This window comes from Allobaculum sp. JKK-2023, assembly GCF_034745455.1.
In the GTDB taxonomy this organism is placed as follows: Bacteria; Bacillota_I; Bacilli_A; order Erysipelotrichales; family Erysipelotrichaceae; genus Allobaculum.
In genome coordinates this window covers 1,786,791-1,807,086 of record NZ_JAYERV010000003.1, presented here as the reverse complement: position 1 = coordinate 1,807,086, position 20,296 = coordinate 1,786,791, and the positions used below count along the sequence as shown (strand labels likewise).

At 41.9% G+C, this 20,296-nt stretch carries 11 protein-coding genes and 1 other RNA gene; 4 read left to right on the top strand and 8 right to left on the bottom strand.

What is annotated here, in order from left to right; all coding sequences use genetic code 11:
- Nucleotides 1–440 precede the first annotated feature (440 nt).
- On the top strand, nucleotides 441–1,700 hold the full coding sequence (locus tag U4956_RS07315; RefSeq protein WP_323089876.1) for an FtsW/RodA/SpoVE family cell cycle protein: 1,260 nt from the start codon (nucleotides 441–443) through the stop codon (nucleotides 1,698–1,700).
- 191 nt (nucleotides 1,701–1,891) lie between these two features.
- On the opposite strand, the gene U4956_RS07310 is transcribed toward U4956_RS07315, so the two are convergent.
- On the bottom strand, nucleotides 1,892–2,668 hold the full coding sequence (locus U4956_RS07310) for an NAD(+)/NADH kinase (protein ID WP_323089875.1): 777 nt from the start codon (nucleotides 2,666–2,668) through the stop codon (nucleotides 1,892–1,894).
- Between the two features lie 311 nt (nucleotides 2,669–2,979).
- Between U4956_RS07310 and U4956_RS07305 the strand changes: the two genes are divergently transcribed.
- Complete coding sequence (locus tag U4956_RS07305; protein WP_323089874.1) at nucleotides 2,980–3,564, top strand: CYTH domain-containing protein; 585 nt, start codon at nucleotides 2,980–2,982, stop codon at nucleotides 3,562–3,564.
- Here U4956_RS07305 and U4956_RS07300 read toward each other — a convergent pair.
- The 5 genes from U4956_RS07300 to ffs all read right to left on the bottom strand — a co-directional run bounded on the left by U4956_RS07300 (nucleotide 3,543) and on the right by ffs (nucleotide 9,626).
- Nucleotides 3,543–4,226 carry a hypothetical protein gene (locus tag U4956_RS07300; RefSeq protein ID WP_323089872.1) on the bottom strand — a complete coding sequence of 228 codons (684 nt, stop codon included), beginning with the start codon at nucleotides 4,224–4,226 and terminating at the stop codon, nucleotides 3,543–3,545. The two genes, U4956_RS07305 and U4956_RS07300, sit on opposite strands and share 22 nt — an antisense overlap.
- Nucleotides 4,227–5,541: 1,315 nt before the next feature.
- Entirely contained in the window at nucleotides 5,542–6,135 is a 594-nt protein-coding gene (gene recR, locus U4956_RS07295; protein WP_323089871.1) for a recombination mediator RecR, read from the bottom strand.
- 195 nt (nucleotides 6,136–6,330) lie between these two features.
- Nucleotides 6,331–8,094, bottom strand: coding sequence for a DNA polymerase III subunit gamma/tau (gene dnaX / locus U4956_RS07290; protein WP_323089870.1), 1,764 nt, complete (start codon nucleotides 8,092–8,094; stop codon nucleotides 6,331–6,333).
- A complete protein-coding gene (gene tadA / locus U4956_RS07285; protein ID WP_323089869.1) occupies nucleotides 8,094–8,789 on the bottom strand; it encodes a tRNA adenosine(34) deaminase TadA in 696 nt (231 codons plus the stop codon). Before tadA ends, dnaX begins: the two co-directional genes overlap by 1 nt.
- Nucleotides 8,790–9,528: 739 nt before the next feature.
- An RNA gene (ffs, locus tag U4956_RS07280) (signal recognition particle sRNA small type) lies at nucleotides 9,529–9,626 on the bottom strand.
- A gap of 294 nt (nucleotides 9,627–9,920) precedes the next feature.
- On the opposite strand from ffs, the gene U4956_RS07275 reads away from it, so the two are divergent.
- Together U4956_RS07275 and U4956_RS07270 are read left to right on the top strand one after the other, a co-directional pair.
- Nucleotides 9,921–11,627 (top strand): IS1634 family transposase, encoded by a 1,707-nt coding sequence (locus U4956_RS07275; protein WP_323089868.1) that lies wholly within the window; start codon nucleotides 9,921–9,923, stop codon nucleotides 11,625–11,627.
- 753 nt (nucleotides 11,628–12,380) lie between these two features.
- A complete protein-coding gene (locus tag U4956_RS07270; RefSeq protein WP_323089867.1) occupies nucleotides 12,381–13,217 on the top strand; it encodes a hypothetical protein in 837 nt (278 codons plus the stop codon).
- Between the two features lie 258 nt (nucleotides 13,218–13,475).
- On the opposite strand, the gene serS is transcribed toward U4956_RS07270, so the two are convergent.
- Nucleotides 13,476–14,768, bottom strand: coding sequence for a serine--tRNA ligase (gene serS, locus U4956_RS07265; protein WP_323089866.1), 1,293 nt, complete (start codon nucleotides 14,766–14,768; stop codon nucleotides 13,476–13,478).
- Nucleotides 14,769–17,582: 2,814 nt separating this feature from the next.
- Complete coding sequence (gyrA, locus tag U4956_RS07260) at nucleotides 17,583–20,282, bottom strand: DNA gyrase subunit A (RefSeq protein WP_323089865.1); 2,700 nt, start codon at nucleotides 20,280–20,282, stop codon at nucleotides 17,583–17,585.
- Nucleotides 20,283–20,296 lie beyond the last annotated feature (14 nt).

The window sequence follows — 20,296 nt, the reverse complement described above, 5'->3', positions numbered from 1 at the left end:
CTTTAATTTCCATACTTGCAAGAAGTTCTGGATGCTGATCCTGCAAAAGGATCCCTTTTACAGGATCAGCGGATTGAAAAAGAAATCAAAGGGAACACATGAAAACAGATGTGGATTCCAAATCCAGGCCATCATTTTCCTGTACACTATTCGATTAGGTTGAAAGCGTCTTTCTGATCTGATTTTGGTGAATAACACAATTGAAATTGAAATCTTTCTGGTTTGTGTCTATGGTCATTTTCAGAATGGACTTTACAATTCAATCTGGAAACTGGCAACAGACACTTTGAATTCTGATCCTGTCCGGCTTGAAAAAGCCATCACGATACACTGCCTGATCCATGGATCGTTTTGGTCCTCTGACTGGCATCTCTATTGAATACTTAACTTAAATAATCAACCCCAAAAACAATTGCTATTTGAAAGGAGGCCTGGCAGCCATGAAACAAACACTTCAAATCGGCCGAAAAACAACTCGATGTGACTTCGGATTTATTCTGATTCTCATCGTCATGTTTCTGACCAGTTGTTTTGCGATCTACAACTCGTTTAACCTGATCCGTAATGGATCTGGATCTTCGTATCTTCGCAGACAGATCATGTGGTACGGCATCGGATTTGCAACGTTGATTCTTATCTCGCGTTTTCAGAACAAAGCCCTCTATCGCTACATTCCGGATGTGTACAAGTATTTGATGTACGTTCTGGTCTATTTGCTGGCTTCCAAGCTCCTGTACCGTTTTACAGGCCATAGCCTGCCATTTGCTTCACCCGTCAATGGGGCTTACTCTTGGCTGCAGATTCCCGGTATCGGGTCTTTCCAGGCCAGTGAGTTCATGAAGGTTGTATTGATTCTGAAAACGAGTCTGATTATTTCAGAATTCCAGAAAAAGCATCCGCATCCGTCGTTTAAAAATGATTTACAGATGTTCTGGGAAATTGCCAAGTGGGCAGTGCCGCCAATGGTTCTGATTCTGCTTGAACCAGATACTGGTCTGTTTATTATTATCGGCTTCACTTTGCTTGTCCTGATTTTATGTTCTGGTGTCCGTCCAGTGTATATCTGGGTGATCCTGGGATTCCTTGTTTTATTGTTTGGTGGATTCTTCTACCTGTATTTCTACCAGCATGATCTTCTGTCGTCGATCGTTTCGGATTATCAGCTGCGTCGAATTGATGCCTGGCTCTATCCGGAACACAACATTCTTGGCTCCTCCAACCAGCTCTATACCGCTCTGCTCTCGCTGGGATCGGCAGGTTTGACGGGTCATGGCCTGCAGGCCAATATCATTGCGATCCCTGAAGCCCATACCGACTTCATCTTCGCCGCATTCGGTCAGTGTTTTGGACTGCTTGGAACGATGTTTATTCTGGCCATCTGTATGTGGCTGGATTTATATCTGTGCAAAATGGCCTATAACTCCCGCAATACCGCTAACCGATTGATCATCATCGGAACCATTGCGATGCTTCTCTACCAGCAGATTCAGAATCTGGGCATGATTGTCGGCCTGGTTCCAATCACTGGGATCACCTTGCCGTTGATTTCGTACGGTGGATCTTCCACATTGTCTTACTTCATTCTGTTTGGACTGATCATGAATCTGTCTCCGCTTTCGAGCCGGATTGTCCGCATTCATATTCGTCCCAAAAAGATGATCCACAAAGTCTCATCCTGGTTCCAGACCAAAAAAATATGATTTTCAGATGGCTGATGATCAGACCAGGGGACTGATTATTATCGCCAGCCGGCTATTTTCAAACTAAACCTTCCCTAAATCCGGACTGAAATCTGAGCATTCATACGAATTCAGATATTTCTGTTCCGGTTTTTTATTTCCCCTATTTCTCAATTGATTGGAACAGAGAAAAAGACTGAAGGATCTTTGGATTAGAAAAGATTCTTCAGTCTTTCTAAATATGAATAGGGGCGGAAACGAGCAAATTGAACTTTCTGGTCAGAAAGTTTAATTACAACTTTCATAGCTTGCCTAAGCCGTTTCGTTTCCAGATGGTCGTAACACAATAATGAATGGTCCAGAGACTTGCCGGTGATTTCAATGACACGTTCCTGTTTCAGGATATATGGAGCAGTCATTGAGTGCTGGTTAATATGGGAAACTGGCATAATCTGAGTAAGTTCCAAAATATTCAGACCATCATCCACTACAGCTCCGCCAATTGCGCGGTTTGCGGCAGTACTTCCTGCCTGCGTCGAGACACAAATCCCTGCACTGCAGACCGTTTCAAAATATTCGCCATCAACTGAAATATCGTAATAAACTGTTGTTGTAAAGGATCCAAGACGGATTTCATTCAAGGCGCGATAGGTCTGCTGGTCATCCACAATTGCTTCAATTAAAGGGTAGGACTGGATGACAGGTTGATTGTGGTGAAGATCATGCAGGAAATTTCGAAAATCCTCTTTGGTATAGTCAGTAAAGAACCCCAGAGTTCCGGTATGAATCCCGACAAAGACCAGTTTGTCTAATTGAGATTCATATTGATGGATGGCACGCAGGATTGTTCCATCACCACCGATACATAAAACAATCTGTGGTGAGTCATCATCACGGATGTCATGAAATTCATCTCTCATCACTTCATTAAACTTTGAGGCAAGATCTCTGGAGAAATCATCATCGCGAGTGTAAATTGTATAACGCATGTTTTTATTCTCCCCTTCCATTTCTGATCGTTAAGACGTCAGTACGCTTTTTGTCCGGCGTCATTGTATCATGATGAATGAAGTGATTCTCTCTGGCGGATTCAGAGAGCATCTTATGCAATAAAATCGATTCTACATGAGATATCGATTACATTTTTTGTTAAGAAAACAAACAAAAAGACCAATCAGACTTCGAATGGAATGGTTAAAGATTGAATGCGAAGGGAGGCTGAACCAAGTCAGATAAGAAAGGTCTGCCAGATTGTTCAACAAACTGTGAACAACTGGCTGCTTATCGGATTGGATGAGACATGAACGATCAGGAAAGAGAACTGAAAACACTGATTACCAAAGAGCAGTATGACAAGCTGGAAAGCCTGTATCCTTTTTCGATCTGTCGGGAACAGATCAACACCTACTACGACAATGCCGCCAGAACGTTACAGGCCCATCGTATGGGGCTTCGTATCCGACAGATTCCAAAAATCGATGGAACAAGCGAGTATATCCTGACTTTAAAAAAGCCGCTGGATGCGATTACAAAATACGAGTATGAACGCGTTGTCAACGCGCCCACTCTTGAGCAGCTTGAACCAGAGGTGAAAGAGTGGCTGGAAGATAAACTGGATCATCTCGCTCCTATTTCGGATTTTCATCCAATGCTGAAAACAAGAACGATTCGCAAGATCTATGAAATGCCACAGGCTGAATTGTGCCTGGATTATACAGAATTTGCTCATCACAGTGATTATGAAGCAGAATATGAATATCATCATGAACATGATGGAATCAAGAAGTTCAATGAGCTGCTTGCCCCTGCCGATGTAGCCTACGCAAAAAACTGCCCAAGCAAATTAGCCCGGGCAGTCATGGATCAGGATAAAGAAAATTTGTGAGTTAATCGATAGAAGAAGGATTTTGAGTTGTATTCTTCTTCTTTTTTTCTATATTCAGAAAGTTGGGATTCCAGATCGGACTGCTTATCATCGGCAATCTTCTTTTCATCTTGCAGGATCTGATTTTCAGTTTTCAGAGAACTGATTTCTTCGGTCTGTTTGAGGATCTGATCGGATTGTTCTGTGATTTTGGTGTCCTGTTCATCAATTCTGGTTGTCTGTTCCGCTACCTTCGTATCCAGTTCAGTGATCTTTTCATCTTTTGATTTCTGTTCAAGAAGGAAAGTTTGAGCGGATTTATCCAGTTCCAGCTTCAGACGTTCATTATAAAGGACTTCCAGGTTCGCGATTGTCTTGTCTTTTTCCTGAAGAATCGCATTCAGTTTTTCGATTTCCATTCGCAGTTCGGTTTCAACGGTTGAAATTTCCTGCTTTTCCTTTCTGAAGTATGTAGAAAGCTTCTCAACCCCCTCAGCACGAATAGTGATTCGTTTGGTTTCCGGGTTCTTGTATTTCCAGCCCCGATCCGGGTAATTCTTGACCAGCTTTGCGACTGCTTTATCAACTGTATTTCTTGATTTGTTGAAATGTTGGCAGATCTGCGCGATGTCCATATCATAATAGACATCAATGGGAGAATTCTGTTCAGCCAAATCTATCACCCTTCCTTCGGAAATTCAGATTCAGTCGAGATTATATCACAGGTCAATAATCCCGCCTATTAGAAATTATGAATGATTCATGATTTTCATATGCCATATCATTTTAAGGAGCAACTTTCCAGAAATCAAATCCGACTCTTCAAATTCTCCAATCATTTTTTGGAAAAGCAGATTTTTCAAAGCCTGAATCTTTGAACCGTTTGTGAAAAATCAATATGAATTTCGCATGATTGCTCACAATTAAAGTTTCACGACAAGAATTAAACTTTGAGGAAAGCCCGGCTTTCTCTGGACAGAATCCTTCATTCCAGATATAGCTTGATCTATAAAATCAGTCTATTTCGGAATTTCACATTCTTCAATCTGATCGCCTGCTTTCCTCCAACTTTCTTTATTCCAAATCCGTTCACTTGAATTACATCGATGGGAAAATCGATCTGATTAATCCGATCTCAATCCTTTCTCTATCTATTCAACGTTCCAGACTTCATTCTGCTTCCCCCCAATTGTTTTCGTACCATATTTTTATTTTAGCTCTCGAATCAGATTCAGTGAAGAAGAATTTCACTAATTTTTACCTCACTCACGTGATTGCTCAGATTTGAGTGAAACCGAATATGAATAGAGATTCAAGAGAGCGGATTTTACTTCTGATTTTCTGAAATTGGGAAGATGATTTGAATTTTTTCTAGAATTTGAGCAGAGAACACCGAACTGGATTTTCTTTCTTGCCATTTTTCGCCGGATTATCCGTGTGCGAATTGATCAAACTTCATTTCTCTTACGATCTGCCGGATATCTGATTAAGAGGGATCATAATCAGATTTGTTCCCATTCATTTCATATTCGATCATCCTCAATATCCGACTGTTCCCATCTGATCAGATTCTGATCAGCGTCTATCGGATGTTTCTTATGAATTTCATTAGAATGGTGATGTTGTGGAAAAAAGGGGCAGTTTTAGGATGATAAGCAGATATATGAAAATCCAGCGTATAAAATGGAGGGTTCTACCACTTAATTTTAATTAAATTTTGATAGGAATTCTTATTAGATTATATGATGGCTTTTTTCTTGATAAGGATTCAAAAACTATCGATATTTTGGATTCAATCGGCCAGAAGTGATTTGAAATATGAATTTCCTAAATCCGCGCAGTATAGATAGAGTACTCTTTTTTTATTCATCTACTTGATCAGTTTTTGGCTCTTTGAATACGATGAGGGAGGGAATATGGAAAAGGAAGCATAAATATAAAAAATCCGATGACTTTAGATCATCGGATCGGACTGATTGTATTTTGCTTTTCGTGTGATTATTCAGATTTTTCTTTCTGACGACTTGCAAATGCTTTAGATAAAGTTCTTGAATCCGTGTAGTCCAGCTTGCCGCCGAATGGGATTCCATAGGCCAGTTTTGTGATTAATACCTGATTTTCCAGCAATCTGGTCAGATACATCGCGGTTGTTTCACCTTCCATTGTCGGATCCAGGGCTAAAATCACCTCTTTTGTTTCAGGTGTAATCCTTTTTTCTAAAGAGGGGATATTCAACTGATCGGGAAGAACGCCTTTCTGAATATTGATGGCTCCATGTAAAACATGGTAAACCCCTTTATATTCCTGGAGATTTTCGATCGCATATAAGTCTTTTTCAGACTGAACAACGCAAATCTGACTATGATCTCGATTTGTATCGGCACAAATGTCGCAGATCTCGTTTTCAGATAAGTTGCCACAGACTTTGCACTGCTTTAAATTACGGATATCTGATACAGCCTTGGCAAACTGCTTTTGCTGGTCATCTGACCATCCAAGCAATGAGAAGGCCATTCGTTCAGCACTTTTCATTCCAACACCTGGGAGTTTATGGAGTTCCAGGATCAGATTTTCAAATGTAGGTGGGTACATCGTTTTACCTTCTTTCTCTATTTCATCTTCCTAATCCCATTTCTTATTTCTGAACGGTTTCTGATTCTTGAAATCGGAAAATTGAAGTGGAACATTCTGAATTTTTTTCTCTAGTCCGATTTTAATCAGCTGCAGATTCATAAAGCAGGGAAGGGGAGTGAAATCCATTCAGATTTCAGTCCGATTTTCGTTTCATCAATTTTCCTCAATTTTCAGATCTGCAAAGCGTTTCTTCAGCTGCTCTTCTACAGGGATCTCCTGTTCAGATGCAGGAAGGAGAACTTCAATCATTGCCGGATCCGGAAGACTCTTTTGGGCCGCTCTTTTCTTATAAGCCGTAAACAATGAAGTGACTTCATCCAAGGTAATCGCAAAAACCTTCTTTGGTTTCCCCAGCAGTTTGTTGGTGAAGGCTTCATAGCCAATCGACTGTTCCAGTCCATTGATATTGTCCTTGATCAGATTATTCGTAACGCCAAGAAGGATGTAACTGTTGCCACTTGCTGCAATCCGGCTTCCTCGAAGCGACAGAGCAAACTTGGCATACTCCAGATCGTTGGCATACTTTGATCCATCCTTCATATGAGTCAAATCATTGCTTTTCTCTGTCTTGGTCGCCCCGACAAGCAGGCTGAGAAGGAAATCTTCCGAAAATCTGAATTCCGATTGATGTTTTGTTGTTTTTTCTGATGTTTCACGTGAAACATTCATATTCCAGAACTTATTGGCCAGATCTGGTTTGGGCGATGCAGATGCCGTACTTACAGTTGGATTCTGGTGCTGAATCAGACGGTCAGATTTTTGTTCAGATCGATTCTGAACGAGATTTCTTCTTTCATATTGAGGTTGGCTGACTGGCTGAACCGACGGCTGGAACATGGGTGCAGGCTTCCAGAGCGCATTTTTCAGCAAGATCGTCTCAATATAGTCCATCACATTCGAGGAGTAGGCCAGCTTATTGTAGAGGTTCATCAGATCATTCAGAATCTGAATTCGTTTGTCTACCGGCTGGCTGAGAAATGACTTCTCGATCACTTTCTTTCGTTTCTCTGAAATCAGATCTGTTTTTGAGTGCAATTCCTGAAGCAGCGAGTCCTTGTAAAGGGAAATAAGGTCGGCGGTGAACCGCTTCATATCCATTCCCTTACGCTCGATCAATGTCAATTTCTCCATCGCATCATTCGCTCTTTCAGGAACCAGATCTTCAACCAGATCTCCAATTTCTTCTGGCTGTACAACACCATAGATCTCGCGAACATCATCAATCGTTAAATGGTTCTGTTCATACGCAATGCACTGATCCAGGATAGACAGTGCATCTCGCATTCCACCATCTGCCAGTTCTGCAATCAATGACAGGGCTTCTTCATCCGCGTTAACTGATTCCTGTTGGCAGACATAGGTCAAACGATCCTCGATATCTTTGTGGCTGACTTTGGAGAAATCATATCGCTGACATCTCGAAAGAATAGTTGGCAGAACCTTGTGTGGCTCTGTCGTCGCAAAGATGAAGATGACATGGGCAGGTGGTTCTTCAATTGTCTTGAGCAGGGCATTGAAAGCCCCTGAGGTCATCATATGCACCTCGTCAATAATATAGACTTTGTACTTTCCCTCTAATGGGGCGTAGCCGACACGGTCAATCAAAGCTCGAACTTCATCGACACCATTGTTGGAAGCCGCATCGATTTCGATGATATCTGGATGGGTTCCCGACAAGGAAAGTTTGCAGTTCTCACACTCCATGCAGGGTGGATTTTCACCAGTACAATTGAGCGTTCGGGCGAAAATTTTCGCGATCGAAGTTTTTCCTGTCCCACGAGGACCACAGAACAAATAGGCATGGGCAATTCGATTTTTGGAAATCGCATTTTTCAGTGTCTGGACAATGTGTTTCTGCCCAACAACATCGTCAAAGGAAGCAGGACGATATTTTCGATAGAGAGCTTGATAAGCCATTACAGCCGTTCTCCTTTCTGGTTTTTATCTTCATCTGGATCCGCAATGAATTCTCGCCGAGACGGATTGGATTGCTTTGGATCCATATTGTTGGAATGATCACATGCACATTCAGCGTGTTTTTGAGTCGGATGAGTATTCTGTAGCTGGAATGGTTGAGCTGGACCTTCAGTCTGATTCTGGAAGCAAGAACATTCGTTTTGCTCCTGTTGTTTTCGCAGCTGTTTTTCCAGTTTCTTTTTTCGTCGCTTTTCTTTGAAGAACTCCTTGAGAAGAGTGGAACATTCCTCTTCCAGAATGCCCCCTTCAAAAGCCGGATGATGATTCCATTGCGGAAGTTCAAACAGATTGGTTACCGATCCAACTGCTCCACCCTTGGCATCGAAAGCCCCAAAATAAACGTGCTCAATTCGCGACTGGATAATCGCTCCAGCACACATCGGGCAGGGCTCCAGGGTGACATACAGATCGCAGCCTTCCAATCGCCAGCTGCTCAGTTTTCGACAAGCCTGGGCGATCGCCATCAATTCGGCATGCTCCAGAGAGTTCTGTCTGGTCTGACGGCGATTGTATCCTCGGCCAATGATTTTGCCTTCCTGAACAATCACTGCCCCCACTGGAACTTCATCTAATGTCTCCGCCTTCTTGGCAAGACGAAGAGCGCTGTTCATATATTTCTCTTTTGTGTTTTCCATCATTAGTTTCCATGATATCAAACCCAGTCTCTAATCAGGCTCCATTTCGAAAAACCCATCCAATCCCGACCGCATTTGCAAAATCCAGCAAGAATCCGAATCCAGATCTCCATTTTCCATCTTTAAAGATTGAGTCTGAGCAGCTCTATTTTCTCAGGAATTCTTCTGACGGTCCTCGTTATGCGTTGAACTGGCTCTCTGATCTTCGATCCCGTGCCTTCATTTTCAGTCTTTAAGCTTTCATCCCAAAGATTCTTTATTCAGTTCGAAATTGGATTCTTTTTTTTTCGACGAGGTAAGAATCTGAATTTTAGATGGTGATCATCAACGGGAATAGACAGAGAAAAAAGACGACCAGTGAGAAAGGGCAAATCTGCATCCTGATCATCAAGAAAAACCGTACTGGTTAAATCATGCAAATAAAGCCAGAAAGAAATTGATAAAAGGAGTGGACAGTAGGCTTGGGGGAGTATCGAAAAAGGAAATGGAAATCAGAAAACAGGGCGGAAAGAGGACAATTGGGAGCGAACTCATGTTTCAAAGCAAGGTCTGAATCTTCAAATAGCAAGGCAAGATTCAGACTTGAACAAGATGAATACAGGTGCACCTCGCCAATCCAGATCACCAAAGTCCAAAACAGCTCAGATTGTCTCTAAAACTGAAAAAGACAGGGTTCACACCAGAATGTTTCACGTGGAAAAATAAAAGACCTGCTGGCAGATACCAACAGGCAAGAATCAGGCATTAAAAAACTACTACACATAACAGAGCCAGCACGGTGCTGCTTCGTTCCCGACCTGACACATTTAGCAGGATGCTATTGTAGTAGCTCCATTAATATATCAGATTTCAGAACTAAATCAAGTCCAATCGTTTTCAATCTTCTACCGGTGATCAAGTTCATCTCGCGAAACCGGGATCATTTACGAATGGTTCTCTTTAACCATCCTGCGTTAGCCCCGTCTTAAGGGTTTGGGTACTACTTTCTTTAGAAAATGCGAAAAAAATTTTAGAAATTTATTTATTGATCCCTTAAGTAAGGCTCTTTTTTTTTTGAAAAAACTTGCGAGTATTTTAGATGCGCTCTATAATGGTAGTACTTGTAATACCTAATTATGGGGGAAATATGGTATGGCATTTCATCTCAGAAAATCCAAACGCGCTAAAGGGATCTATCTTCAAATTTACGAGTCATATCGCGATCCAGAAACCAAGCTACCTAAATCAAAACATATAAAAACACTAGGTTATGCAGATTATTTAGAATCTCTAGGAGTTAAAGATCCAATCAATTTCTACACAACCGCTGTGCGAACGATGAATGACAAACGGAAAATTCAGACCTCCAAGAAAAAATTGATAGAAAAAAACATTCCAGAAAAACGCATTGGCTTTTTTGTGCCTGCAGCGATTTATCGCCGTCTGGATGTCAAAAATGATATTGACTACCTTCAATACGGGCGCAAATTTGAATATAACTTGTCAGATTGTCTTGAGTTATTAATCTATTCAAGACTATGTAATCCCATGTCTAAATTTAAAACCGTTAACGAAATATTTCCCACTCTGTATGGCCAGACACAGTTTTCCTATGACCAGACTCTTTCTTGCTTAGAGTTGCTCGGACGCGAATATGAGAAAGTAGTAGAAATCTTTACGCATCATACACATGAAACATACATTCTAGATGTAAATCAAACCTATTTTGACTGTACAAATTTCTATTTTGAAATAGATGCCCAGGACGACTGGCGACGTAAAGGTCCGTCTAAAGAAAATCGAACTGATCCTATTATTGGTATGGGATTATTACTTGATGCAAATTGTCTTCCAATCGGAATGAGACTTTACCCCGGCAATCAGTCTGAGAAACCGGTTATGCGTGAAGTTCTCCATGACCTTAAAAATAAACAGGGAGTGACGGGAAAAACGGTCAGAGTGGCCGACAAAGGCCTCAATTGTGCCGAAAACATCCATGATGCGATCTTGGCTCATGATGGCTATATCTTCTCCAAGTCAGTCCTCCAGCTCCCTGAAGATGAGATGGAGTGGGCTATCGAAGATGAGGGGTTTCAGGAAGTGATAGATCGTGATGGCCGGCTGGCTTACAAAATGAAGAGTAAACTTTTTCAACATAAATACGATTACCGAGATGAAAACGGAAGAAAGCATAGTCTTACCGTCACTGAAAAAAGAGTAGTCACATTCAATCCTTCTTTGGCAAGAAAAAAACGTCGAGAGATTACTAGATTAGAAGAAAAGGCCAAGAATCTGTGTGCCAGTGCGGCAAAAAAATCTGATTACGGCGATTCGGCTAAATATATGATTTTTACGACAGAGAATAAATCTGATAATGGAAATAAAGAAAAAGTTATCGCTGTATTAAATACAAATTTGATTGAAAAGCATCGTAAATGTGCTGGTTTCAATATGCTTATTACTTCTGAATACAAAATGGATGATTCGACTATTTACCAGACCTATCATGAATTATGGCATATTGAAGAATCATTCAGGACGATGAAATCATCTTTAGATGCGAGGCCAGTATACTTACAGAATTATGACAGAATCAAAGGGCATTTTTTAGTGTGTTATCTCAGCGTCCTGCTTGAGAGGCTTTTTCAATATAAGGTTTTAAAAAATAAATTTGGAAGTGAAAAAGTATATAACTTTATGCATGAACTAAAAGTACTTCCAACAGGCCCCTATACATTCATAAATATAAGTCCGAAATGTGATATCAATGATTACTTATCTAAAACATATAATTTACCACTCGATCACTATTACTTAGAGAGAACTCAAATAAATAAAATCCTGGAGAAACATTTCTGATGTTTTCTCCAGGATTTTGAGTACTACATTTAAAAACGTGACCCTAAAGTCAGGTAATATATCAGATTTCAGAACTAAATCAAGTCCAATCGTTTTCAATCTTCTACCGGTGATCAAGTTCATCTCGCGAAACCGGGATCATTTACGAATGGTTCTCTTTAACCATCCTGCGTTAGCTGGCTGTCTGATCAGCAGACCAGTCAACAACCGATCAATCGAACAGCAGTCAGGATACTTTACAAATCTCGTCGTCCAAACCAGATTAAATACATCTTTTGAAATCCAAATCTGACAGATCACCTGATCATCAAATCCATGGGTACAGGTCGCCGAAAATTGGCAATCAAATGAATTCTTTCATATTGTGGATCAAACAGCTTGTCAAACCGATCCAGGTTCGTAAACTCATCCATTTTATTCATCTTATTCGTATGAATTCATCACCACTGATACTCTTTTGATCGGATTAGGAGGAGGTTGATCTGATCGTTTTTCCGCTTCAAATCGGATTTGAATGCAGCTATCCTATGATTTTGACTGGTTCTTTTTTCCTTCAAATCTGAGCAGTCAGATGACCAGTCAAAGCGGATACAACAGTTTAAGATTTCACGGGAAATACTTTTGGTTCTGTTAGATTCAAAAAACGAAACTTTTTTTGAAAAAGCGATACTTTCCTTTCCAAAGTTCAAGTACTATGGAAAAGAACAATATTTACTTTCGGTTGAAAAAATCCAGATCATTAGAGGTGTACATATGAATATGAAAAAGATTCTTCCTGCCATTGCCCTGGTCAGCTGCTTCATGGTTACCGGATGCAAAGCAAAGTCAATTGAACTGAGTGTTTCCCCTGATCAGGTAATGAACCCGTATCAGACCATCATCGTGGATGTAAAAACATCTCCATTTCCCACTCGGATTGATCCAAACTCCATCACGGTTAATGGCGGCGAATCCTGGGTAGAAGATGGAGTAATCAAATTCGAAGCTGAAGATCCAGGTGATTACACTGTCCGTGTCGATCAGGATGGTGTCACAAGCAATACAGTTACGATCAGTATTGTCCCCAAAGGATCCAATCCCGTTGCGGACAACAATTCGGGTGCATCAGACTCTTCCTCAGATTCCTCTTCGCAGGTCACGGACTCCAAAGAAGCAGTAGAAAAAGAATTTAAGGATCAGACAATCAGCGTGGATGCCGCCTATGAAAATGCCGATAAGCTGATCCAGTACCAAGTTCCCGTTGTTGTCACTGGCAACCTTCCACAGGCCCTGGTTGCCGACAAGAACGGCCAGATGGTTCCTGTTTTATGGAACAGCACGACAAGTGAATACATTATTTTACAAGGATTTGAAATCCCATTTGGCGGCTGTACAGCCCAGGCAACTGGAACTCTTTCTCGAGATGCTTCCGGTCAGCTGGTGATGACAATGACCTTTATCCGGACTGATGAAGAACCGCAGGTTCGCCATGACACCTCTTCGGAAGAGGACAAGGACTCAGATTCGGATAAGAAAGACGATCAGACACAAGATACAAATCCACAGACACAGGATCCAAACCAGAACTCTCAAGGTTCTGTCAATCAATAGTCCTGGCGATTCCTCTCAGGAATCCGACAACCAGAAACCCATCACTAAGAATCAGAACCCCCTGAAGACAATCTGCCTTCAGGGGGTTTTGATCACCAGTTTGATTCCACGTGAAAAAGATTTGCAAAAAGGATTGCCCGGTAGTAGAAAACCAGTCAACCAGACTCTATCCATCCTTAATCGTTATCGGAATAAAATGCATGATTCCTCTAAAAAAACGGATTCCTGAGCTGAATCAGAAATCCGTTGATGGGTTGCTTATTTCTTTGTAGGAACCAGAACCTTTTTTCCACCCATGTATGGCTGGAGTACTTCTGGGATTGTAACAGAACCGTCTTCTTGCAGATGGTTTTCCAGGAATGCAATCAGCATGCGAGGAGGAGCAACGCAGGTATTGTTCAAAGTATGAGCGTAGTACTTTTTGCCTTTTTCGTCTTTGACACGGATTTTCAGACGACGAGCCTGAGCATCGGTCAGATTGGAGCAGGAACCCACTTCAAAGTATTTCTTCTGTCTTGGGGACCAGGCTTCAACATCGACAGATTTTGATTTCAGGTCAGCCAGGTCACCAGAGCAGCATTCAAGAGTACGAACAGGAATCTCAAGACTTCTGAAGAAATCAACTGTGTTCATGTAGAGTTTCACGAACCAGTCAGCAGATTCTTCTGGCTTGCAGACAATAATCATTTCCTGTTTTTCGAACTGGTGAATCCGGTATACACCACGTTCTTCAATACCATGAGCACCTTTTTCTTTACGGAAGCAAGGGGAATAAGAAGTCAGGGTATAGGGTAATTCTTTTTCATCCAGGATCTGGTCGATGAAGCGGCCAATCATGGAATGTTCGGAGGTTCCGATCAGATACAAGTCTTCACCTTCGATCTTGTACATCATGCCGTCCATTTCCGCAAAAGACATAACACCTGTAACAACGTTAGAACGGATCATGTATGGTGGAATGACATAAGTAAATCCACGGTCAATCATGAAGTCACGTGCATAAGAGAGGATAGCCGAATGTAATCTGGCAACATCTCCCAGCAGGTAGTAGAAACCATTTCCAGCAACACGTCTGGCGGCATCTAAATCGATTCCGCTCAGAGATTCCATAATTTCAGTGTGATAAGGAATTTCAAAATCAGGAACAACTGGTTCACCGAAGCGCTGGAGTTCGACATTTTCGCTGTCGTCTTTTCCAATCGGAACGGATGGATCAATCATATTTGGAATCTGCATCATTGCTTTGGTTACAGATTCTCTTAACTCATCTTCTTTTTTTGCGAGTTCTGCAATCTGATCTCCAAGATCTGCAGTCTCTTTCTTCGCTGCTTCCGCTTCTTCTTTTTTACCCTGTCCCATCAGCATACCAATCTTCTTGGATGCGTTTTTGCGCTGGGAACGAAGTTCGTCAGCCTGCTGCTGTGTGCGGCGTAAAGCGGCATCATCACAGATCACTTCATCAACAAGGTGAAGCTTGTGATCCTGAAACTTCTTGCGCATATTCTCTTTGACAAGATCCGGGTTTTCGCGGACAAATTTCAAATCGAGCATTCTAATCTCCTTTTACTTACTCAATAATTTATCACTGAACAAAATCGGTAGCAAACTGGGCAGGTTCATAAGTTCAACCAACCGTAAAAAATGCTTTCACAGTCGATGAATCCTGATCGTTCTATCAACAACCATCAGCTGAGTCCTCAGGAATTGTTGAAGATATCGAAAATTTAACAGATCCGCCAGACTACAGCGATTCAGTTCAGTCTGGCTGAATCAGCAGCCAAATTTGCGTTGAAGTTATAGTCTTATTGTCTCAGATTCGCAAAACTGGTTCCGTTGGACGACCAGTATATTGTTCGGGTCGATTTCTGAACCCTTGAATCGGATCGATATTCTGATCCCTGGTTCTGGAATTTCTGAAATCCGATATAAAACCGATTCTATAAATCCGGCTCAAAGTCTGTAAGGAACGAAATAGGAAAGCCATATTCTTTCCATCTGATTCAGAATCGGCCATCAATAGGCAGATGGAAGAAAACAGGCAGCTGAATAAGCCGATCATTTCTTATGCAATCTGATCTTATCTTCTATTGGAAAGCTGATTCGTATGAATTCAGAAACCGATCGATCGGATTCCCATCGGAATGATCGCTCTTTCATCGAGAGTACGACTTTCGCAGCTCCATTCTGAATAAAATCAGAAGAGTCAGAAGTATTCATAGGAGAAATCCTCAAAATTGGGGATAGTGGATTGCAGATAATCAGACGCCTGATCCGATCCTTATTTCTTCTGGCATACGAAAATCAGACAACTTTATTTCCATTCACAGGAAAAAGAGGATCAAAAGAATAAGTTGTCTGCCAAATTTCGGAGTGATCAGACCGATTTTCGAATCGTTTTTTAGATGTCAGACAACTTCAGAGCAACTTGGGAGACGACTTGATCGGACTTTTCCCATCCATTTTCAGAGTTGTCTGACTTTTCATATTGCCATCAGATCCAGCTTTCTCCTGATCATCTGAATAGCACCCGATGGTCAGTCAACTTCATATCGATAATCTCCCTTTCATAGGACAGGGACGGGAATAAGCTTCTGAATATCCCGAAAATCAGGCAGATTTTTTTCTTTGCTGGTGATTTCTTCCTCTGTCGGATCCAGTCAATTTCTAGTTTTATCCTCTAGTCGCCCCATCTGATCTCCTATCGGATCAAGAGCAAAACAGGCAGTTTGAGAGGATTTACTTCTGAATGATTCATAGGAAAAGCAAAAATATTGATCCAATCTTCTCTTTTTCTGACCAATTCATCGTCAAAACCCTCAAAAGAAGGAATAAAAAGCCAAAAACGACTTGAATAATTAGGGATTTAAACCTGATTTTCCGTTATCCAGGCCGTTTTCATTGATCGAAACGTCTAATTCTCCCTCTTCATCCCGATTCCTAAGCACTTTCCTGTTTTATTCTCGATCTGGCTGCCGTTTCTTCTCATTTCTGCTCATCCATCACCAGAATTCATCTTTTATTTGGGAAATTTGCTTCGTTTGATGCCACCCCTTGATCAAAACCGGCCCAAGCTGATCAAAATCAGCCTCAAACTGACTTTTCAGATCGATATTTAAGGTCATCATTGGTTATAAACAACGAGGATCCTTTCATACAAATTCCATTCATAAATTCTTAAAATCCGATATAAAATGGGATCTTTTACAGCCATGACCGTATTCAGCAGCTACGACAAGGAGTGAGAGGCTGTCTTTCCGGCATCGGAAATCCGATATTTTTTCTAGATGGATGTGAATTCATTCCATTTTCAGAGTTATTCCTGACAAAATCTGATTGATCAAATCAGCCAGGGATATGATCAATCAGATTTTGTCTCAAAACAAAGTCTGAAATAGGTGAATTCTCATCTAAAACACGCAATTCTAAAATAGGAAAAATTCAAACTGTTCCGATTTTAACTCTTTTTGATCTGATTTTTCTCCAGTAGGATCCGATTTTTATTTTTAAGCTTTCTTCAATTGAGTCAAAAACCTGATCTGTCATGACCTTCAAGAAAATCTCTTCTATAAATCACCTTAAAAAATCACCTTAAAAATGTCGCTTTTCAGGACTTTTTGCAGTTTTGAAAAAGTCAGATTGACCAGGCAGATCTCTGCTTTGCGACGGTATATCTCTTTATTGTCGATCCGGTTGATCCATCTGTTCATCTTGTTCCTGTCTTTGATCAAATGGCTAAAGATTGAAGTCGAAAGGATTGCGGCCGCTCCCTTCAAAAGAGCGGATAATTCATAGATCCATATAGAAATGACTATTGAATGAGATACTCTCGCTCGAGCCAGACTCTGATCTTCAATCTTCCTTTCAGCCAGAAAATCACTCCATCAATCCAAGTTCACCCTTATTGTCTTGGCCCATTCCTTTCCGTCTGGACCGGAAAGGATGGAAACGGAAAGATCGATGTTTGAATGATGATTGGAATGAAATTATGAATCTGGTAGAAGCAATTGGCTTGTCATCTTCTCAAAATCACTTTTGGAAACTCATCTGATTGGTCAGATTTTCAAATTTATGAACTATTCCTGAATACGGATCCAAGTCTGTTCAGGCTTGTTGCCATTCTTCTCAAATTCTGAATATCGAATGATCAATTCCTATTGGTCTAAGAATAAAAAAAGAAGGAATCTCTTATAGATAAAGAGGTTCCTTCAATTGCAGTATTTTAAGAGTAAGTCTGATGTATGAATTTCAGATCAAAACAATCAGATGGATACTCTCGCGATCTGACTCCATATGAACGGAGATCTGATTGGATCTGATCTGTGCTGAAATTTTGAAATTCATATTTTCAGGCTGAAATTGACGCGTTTATTCTTCGGTTTCTTCAATTCCATCCATTGGATGTTCAATCTGAGACTGTCCTTCATTGAATTCATCGACCGGAACAGTCACATCTTCCATCTGTTCTTCTCTGGCTTTTGTCAGAGTCGTCAGATCATCAGGCATACCATCTGGGGCAGGAAGTGCAGTCAGATTGGAATCCGATTTTTCAGATTCTGATTCTTCGTGATCTGTCAAGGCAACACGATTCACCTTGTCATTTTCGCCTAAGCGAATGACGCGGACACCCTTCGTATTCCGGCCCTGGACTTTTACATCTTTCAGGTGAACACGAATCATCTGGCCAGAATTGGTAACGATCATGGCATCTTCATCGCCGCCTACCGCTCTAAAGGCCACCAGTGGTCCAGTGACTTCAGAAGTCTGCAAAGTCTTGACGCCCTTCGTACCACGGTCTGTTAAACGGTATTCAGAGATTGGACTTCGTTTGCCATATCCATTTTCAGATAAGGACAGAACAGTTTCTCCCTGGCTTGATAAAGCCATACCCACAACTTTACCTTCACTGCCAAGATCAATTCCCTTAACACCCGCTGCCGAACGGCCCATCAGACGGATTTTGGATTCGTGGAAACGGACTGCATAGCCATTATCGCCGGCAAGCAGAACTTCCTCATCGCCGCTTGTTCCCCGTACAAAAGCCAGAGAATCGCCTTCGTTAAGCGAAATGGCAATCTTGCCCGTTCGATTGATATTCTTGAATTCCGAAATTGGAGTTCGTTTTACGGTACCGTTGGTGGTTACGAACAATAAGGTTTCAGCATCGTCTTCCTGATTGTAGGGGAGAATAGCTTCAACCTTTTCGCTATCCTGAAGAGGCAGGAAGTTGACAATCGGCGTTCCTTTCGCAGTACGGGAACTGATTGGAAACTGGAAGCCGCGCATCCGGTAAACTCGGCCAGTATTGGTAAAGAACAACAGGTAATCATGGTTATTGAGGCTGACCATGAAATCAATTGTATCTTCATCATTCAGAGAAATACTGCGAATTCCCTTACCTCCACGGTTCTGGGTGTGGTAAGTGCTTGTTGGCGTAGATTTGAGATAACCAGAATGCGTTAGGGTCATGATGATATCTTCTTCTGGAATCAGATCCTCATCAATGACATCGAAGTTGCCTTCAATAATTTCAGTCCGGCGCTCATCCCCGTATTTCGCCTGAATATCATCCAGGTTATCGCGGATAATGCCTAAAACACGGTCATGGTTAGCCAGAATGTCTTTTAAGTCAGCAATCGTAGCCAGCAGAGCATTGTATTCATTTTCAAGCTTATCGCGTTCCAGTCCGGATAAACGACGGATCTGCATCGCCAGGATGGCTTTGGACTGAAGATCATCCAATCCAAAAGCTTCGTTCATATCAGCAATCAGACCTGCTTCTTCTTTACGGGAAGAACGGATCATATGAATAACTGCATCCAGATTGTCTAATGCAATGCGCAGACCTTCCACAATATGCAGCCGTTCCTGCGCTTTTTTCAGTTCAAAGCGAGTCTTGCGGACGATGACATTGGTTTGGTGATTCACATAATCAATAATCATTTCCCGGATCGTCAGCTGTTTTGGACGGCCATTTTCCAGAGCCAGCATGTTGATGCCGAAAGTAGACTGAAGCTGGGTTTCACGGAACATCTGGTTAATGACAACATCTTCCTGGACGTCCTTTTTCAGATCCATAACGATGCGCACCCCTTCACGGTTGGATTCATCGTTGAGGTAAGTGACGCCCTGGACCTTCTTTTCCCGGATGACTTCCGCCATCTTTTCGTACATCTTCATCTTGTTGACGCCATAGGGGATTTCATAGTAGATAATACGTTTTTTGCCATTGGCCAGCGTCTCAACCCGGTATTTCGCGCGGATTGTGATTGATCCACGACCCGTTTCATAAGCTTCCCGAATGCCCTTACGGCCTAAGATAATACCGCCAGTCGGGAAGTCAGGTCCGGGCAAGTATTCCATCAGTTCCGGAACACTGATCTGAGGATCATCCATCACGGCTTTAATCGCCGCGACAACTTCATTGAGGTTATGAGGAGGAATGTTGGTTGCCATACCAACCGCAATTCCCACTGCTCCATTTAAAAGCAGGTTAGGAATGCGGCTTGGCAAAACAACAGGTTCCTGGTCATCCCCATCATAGGTTTCAATAAAATCGACGGTATCCTTGTTCAGGTCTGCAACCATTTCGGTTGAGATCTTGGACATACGGGCTTCAGTGTATCGCATGGCAGCTGCGCCATCGCCATCGAGAGAACCAAAGTTACCATGGCCATCGACAAGCGGGTAGCGATACGAGAAGTCCTGGGCCATACGGACCATCGCTTCATAAACGGCAGTATCTCCATGTGGATGATACTTACCGATAACATCACCAACGATACGCGCCGATTTTTTATGCGCGGATCCAGGCGTCATATTCAATGTGGACATTGCATACAGAATCCGGCGGTGCACCGGTTTCATGCCATCGCGGACATCCGGGAGGGCACGCTGTACGATAACGGACATGGAGTAATCCAGAAAGGAATCCCTCATCTCCTTGCAGATTTCAATGTCTTCTACGACATCGTAACTGCCTTTTCCGTCGTCATTGATTTCGTCTGCGCCTTCTTCAGGCAAAATCTCTTCGTCGGGATTGAGGTTTTTGTTCTGATCGTCAGCCATTTTCTCCTCCTTCT

What these genes read in the sequence shown, in the direction of transcription:
- U4956_RS07315 (WP_323089876.1), top strand. Translation starts at nt 441, where the DNA reads ATGAAACAAACACTTCAAATCGGCCGAAAAACAACTCGATGTGACTTC.
- U4956_RS07310 (WP_323089875.1), bottom strand. Translation starts at nt 2,668, where the DNA reads ATGCGTTATACAATTTACACTCGCGATGATGATTTCTCCAGAGATCTT.
- U4956_RS07305 (WP_323089874.1), top strand. Translation starts at nt 2,980, where the DNA reads ATGAACGATCAGGAAAGAGAACTGAAAACACTGATTACCAAAGAGCAG.
- recR (WP_323089871.1), bottom strand. Translation starts at nt 6,135, where the DNA reads ATGTACCCACCTACATTTGAAAATCTGATCCTGGAACTCCATAAACTC.
- dnaX (WP_323089870.1), bottom strand. Translation starts at nt 8,094, where the DNA reads ATGGCTTATCAAGCTCTCTATCGAAAATATCGTCCTGCTTCCTTTGAC.
- tadA (WP_323089869.1), bottom strand. Translation starts at nt 8,789, where the DNA reads ATGGAAAACACAAAAGAGAAATATATGAACAGCGCTCTTCGTCTTGCC.
- U4956_RS07275 (WP_323089868.1), top strand. Translation starts at nt 9,921, where the DNA reads ATGGCATTTCATCTCAGAAAATCCAAACGCGCTAAAGGGATCTATCTT.
- U4956_RS07270 (WP_323089867.1), top strand. Translation starts at nt 12,381, where the DNA reads ATGAATATGAAAAAGATTCTTCCTGCCATTGCCCTGGTCAGCTGCTTC.
- serS (WP_323089866.1), bottom strand. Translation starts at nt 14,768, where the DNA reads ATGCTCGATTTGAAATTTGTCCGCGAAAACCCGGATCTTGTCAAAGAG.
- gyrA (WP_323089865.1), bottom strand. Translation starts at nt 20,282, where the DNA reads ATGGCTGACGATCAGAACAAAAACCTCAATCCCGACGAAGAGATTTTG.